General features: G+C 52.7%; 5 protein-coding genes. 4 read left to right on the top strand and 1 reads right to left on the bottom strand.

Translation table 11 applies throughout. The features are described 5' to 3' along the window. Positions 1–156: 156 nt before the first annotated feature. From EKH80_RS23590 to EKH80_RS23580, 3 genes are all read left to right on the top strand, one after another. Positions 157–801 carry a DUF5343 domain-containing protein gene (locus EKH80_RS23590; RefSeq protein ID WP_126687245.1) on the top strand — a complete coding sequence of 215 codons (645 nt, stop codon included), beginning with the start codon at positions 157–159 and terminating at the stop codon, positions 799–801. Next, positions 794–1,381: a Swt1 family HEPN domain-containing protein gene (locus EKH80_RS23585; RefSeq protein ID WP_126687244.1), complete on the top strand. Its 588-nt coding sequence runs from the start codon at positions 794–796 to the stop codon at positions 1,379–1,381. Before EKH80_RS23590 ends, EKH80_RS23585 begins: the two co-directional genes overlap by 8 nt. A gap of 86 nt (positions 1,382–1,467) precedes the next feature. Continuing rightward, the gene (locus EKH80_RS23580) at positions 1,468–2,073 is read left to right on the top strand and encodes a hypothetical protein (RefSeq protein WP_126687243.1); all 606 of its coding nucleotides are present in this window, start codon (positions 1,468–1,470) and stop codon (positions 2,071–2,073) included. A 198-nt stretch (positions 2,074–2,271) separates the two neighbouring features. On the opposite strand, the gene EKH80_RS23575 is transcribed toward EKH80_RS23580, so the two are convergent. Further along, positions 2,272–2,868, bottom strand: coding sequence for a DUF6088 family protein (locus tag EKH80_RS23575; RefSeq protein WP_126687242.1), 597 nt, complete (start codon positions 2,866–2,868; stop codon positions 2,272–2,274). 133 nt (positions 2,869–3,001) lie between these two features. Between EKH80_RS23575 and EKH80_RS23570 the strand changes: the two genes are divergently transcribed. Then, entirely contained in the window at positions 3,002–3,322 is a 321-nt protein-coding gene (locus EKH80_RS23570; RefSeq protein ID WP_126687241.1) for a DUF1153 domain-containing protein, read from the top strand. Positions 3,323–3,380 lie beyond the last annotated feature (58 nt).

Here is a 3,380-nt window from a genome sequence, read left to right as displayed (position 1 = left end):
TTCACTCCACCTTAGGCTATCGTTCGCCCAACGAGTACGAGCGCTGCCTCGCCTGATATGCCCTATCGGGGTGTCCGAAAAACCTTGACCACGACAAAGGCTTCGGGATTTGTGCTGCACGCTTAAGCATAAAGCGACCACAAAAGGGGGGAGGGGATGGCTTCGCTACCTTATGTCACCGCGTCTGGAAACATCGAAAGGGCGCTTTTGCAGATTAAGTCTGCAGCAACACCAGAAACCGTCAGCCAGGATTTTGTAAAGACCATTCTTGGCGTGCCCGGCGGATCAGGTAATCAGATGACGGCCTATCTTAGGAAGATTGGTTTTGTCGGGTCAGACGGAAAACCCACTGATATCTATAAAAAATTTCGCAACCCATCTACTGAGGGATGGGCCGCAGCTCAAGCTTTAAAGATAGGTTACGGTCCGCTCTATGCCCGCAACGAATATATGCATCGACTCGACGACACAAAGCTCAAAGGGCTGATCGTCGAGGAAACAGGTGTTGAGGCAGACTCGGCGGTAGTTAGCTGTGTATTTGGTTGCATCAAGCAACTAAAGAAATTCGCAAAGTCGGATAACAATTCCTCTGAAAGCACTTTAGAGAAGCCATTGACACTTGACGTTCCTGTCACGCCAACCGTCCATCAGAATTTTGAGCGGCCAGCTGTGGAAAAGCAGATTGGTCTGAATCTTGGTTACACAATTAATCTGAATCCTCCCGCAACCTCGGACCCGGCCGTCTTCAATGCTATCTTTAGGGCGCTCAAAGAGCATTTGCTGAGTAGTTCCGATGGCTAACGCTAACGATTACGTCCGTTCTTTTGGTATGTCAGGCTTTTTAATAACAGAAGAGCTAAGACAAATAGAGCAGAAGTACAGCATTGAACTAGGACATGTTGCAAAGCGTGAGGTCGCTGGCGCAGTTGGCTATTACCCGCAATTTGAGCAGAGTGTGCGCGGTGAGGCAGCTGAAATGTCTGAGCATTACGAAGTTTTTTATTGTCTGGAACAAGCAATCCGCAAGCTTATAGTTGAAACTCTTCAAGATGCTGTTGGCTCGGACTGGTGGAACAGTGGGCGGTTGCCGGCAAATATAACAGCTGCTGCAGAGGGGCTTGTCCAAAAAGAACGTGACAATGGAATTACGCCTAGATCAGATAATTTGATTGACTACACGACCTTCGGAGAACTGTCAGTAATTATCACCTCGAACTGGGATCTCTTTGAGTCAATCCTGACTAGTAAGCGAGCAGTCGAGCGAGTCTTGGCTAACTTGAATCTGTTGCGCGGTCCAATTGCTCACTGCTGTCCCATGCAAGAGGACGAAATTGATCGTCTGCGTTTAGCGGTAAAAGACTGGTTCCGCATGATTGGATAGAATTGCTTTTGCATATGGCAACGTACCTTCCATGTTGCCTCTGTCACTGATGGTGAAAGTAAACCCTTATCGACAACCGAGACTTCATGCCGACAATGGATGCATCACTGACGATTTCAGCGGCACTCTTGGCTTTTCAATTCTTTTTCAATCTAATTCTTGCATTGGGTATCTGGATCCTTGCCAGGGGTTACAACCCGACGCACGGCATTCGCATCCAAAGGGCTCTAAATCCGGCGTCCTTTTTTTTCCTATTCCTAGTCATATTTTTCGTCACGATGGGGCCGATTCTCATGACTCGCTCTTTCGCAAGCATGTGGCTGCCTACCTATGGCGCCAACATTCACTCGGGCTTGTCGACTGATGGTGTGAAGGCATGGGTCTTCATCGTCGATATTCTTATTGTGTCCACAATCATCTTGAAGACCGGCGGCTGGAAAGTAAGTCCGTTCCCTCCACTCAATTTCAGTGTCCCTGCTATTGCCATTTTGTTGGGTGATAGTGGTGGCATGGTCGCGGTCTATACGTGCCTATTAGCCGTCATCTACGGAGGCTCGCTCGCGAGTTCTCGTCGTTTCGGCGGGTCGGGCATCGCAGGTCGCGTAGAGGATGACGTAGCTCTGTGGATAGTGACTACAGCCGCACTCGCCCTGACCACTACTATTGGCGTATTCACGCGGCACGCAAGGTAGTAGAGGGAGTTATTGGCAGCGAGTTTGGATTGCAATAATGGAGACAGAGGGGCGCGAAGAGAGGCTTATGGTGTTTTGAAGTTGTGTTTGACGACATGGCCAACCAGGCGCCTGACAGACCTGGATCATGGCATCATGATGTATTCGTGACTTGAAAAGGCTTCGCGTTGGTCGTCCGAGCTGAGGCTGAAGAAATACTCAGCAACGCGCAGCTTCCTGGCCGATGGCCTCAGCCATCCAAGACGGCAGGATGGCTCGGACAGACGTCAGCGTTTGCCATTCCGTTTCTGGAAGGGTGCGACGCAGGGTGGCCAGTGAACGGCTGGCATAGGTCGGCCCCATCCAGGCCAACGCGCGTACTGCTGCACCGGCAGGCCTGTTGCCTAGTGCCAGCATCCAGCGAGGGGCGTGCTTGACCAGTAATTCCGAGTGACCGAGTTTCAGCTTCCGCGTGCGCCCCGACGTCAAGTAGACCTCCCGAGTAGGCACATGCTGGGTGAGGCCCAGTGCGTTAGCAGCGGTGGCACCATGGGCGGCGATGGTTTCGCCACTTTGCTTGGCTATGGCCCTCACCACCTTCTCTGGCGTAGGTGCGCGGAAGCCAAACCGGCTAGAGACCGGGGAGACATAGGTGCCTCGCGCCACGCGAAGAAGCTTGCCCGCCTTGGTGAGGCGCGAAAGCGCCTGATCGACCGCGCGCCGGCTTCCCAGGTACAGGAATTCTTTGGGCGATAGCACTTCACCCTCGGGGAGGTAGTGGGCGTGGAGCAGGATGGATTCGGCCAGCGTATTCATGGATACGTCGTATGTAAGGAGTTATGTACGGCTTTTGACATCGGGTATCAGGACTGCCGCGTGGATCGTACGCCAGCGGTGTAATGACCCAGTGATTTTCTGCTCAGGTGTAATCTTCACTTAGGAGACACCGATGAGCACGACGATGGACGAAGAGATTAAACGCTGGACAGCACGGCGTAAGTCGGCGCTAGTGCTGGAAATTATTCAGGGAAAGACGACAGTGGCAGAAGCTAGCCGCCAGTACGATATCCCGCCCTCAGAGATCGAGAACTGGGTGGAGTATGGCAAGCGAGGCATGGAGAACGCTCTGCGTGCCAAACCTGAGGACGTGTGCGAACAGTACGAGCGGCAGCTGAAGGAACTTCAGGAAGCCTACGGAGAGGCCATGCTGGAGCTGCGCGCCCGAAAAAAATTCGTAAGCTCCCCCGTCAAGTGGACATTTCAGAAGTAGAGCTTCTGGCGTAGTGGTAACGGTACTCGGCGGGCGTCATACCGCCGAGCGCATCGTG

This window comes from Dyella choica, from assembly GCF_003977665.1.
In the GTDB taxonomy this organism is placed as follows: domain Bacteria; phylum Pseudomonadota; class Gammaproteobacteria; order Xanthomonadales; family Rhodanobacteraceae; genus Dyella_B; species Dyella_B choica.
Note: the sequence above shows the minus strand (reverse complement) of the source record. Positions and strands in the feature narration are given on the sequence as shown.

What these genes read in the sequence shown, in the direction of transcription:
- EKH80_RS23590 (WP_126687245.1), top strand. Translation starts at nt 157, where the DNA reads ATGGCTTCGCTACCTTATGTCACCGCGTCTGGAAACATCGAAAGGGCG.
- EKH80_RS23585 (WP_126687244.1), top strand. Translation starts at nt 794, where the DNA reads ATGGCTAACGCTAACGATTACGTCCGTTCTTTTGGTATGTCAGGCTTT.
- EKH80_RS23580 (WP_126687243.1), top strand. Translation starts at nt 1,468, where the DNA reads ATGCCGACAATGGATGCATCACTGACGATTTCAGCGGCACTCTTGGCT.
- EKH80_RS23575 (WP_126687242.1), bottom strand. Translation starts at nt 2,868, where the DNA reads ATGAATACGCTGGCCGAATCCATCCTGCTCCACGCCCACTACCTCCCC.
- EKH80_RS23570 (WP_126687241.1), top strand. Translation starts at nt 3,002, where the DNA reads ATGAGCACGACGATGGACGAAGAGATTAAACGCTGGACAGCACGGCGT.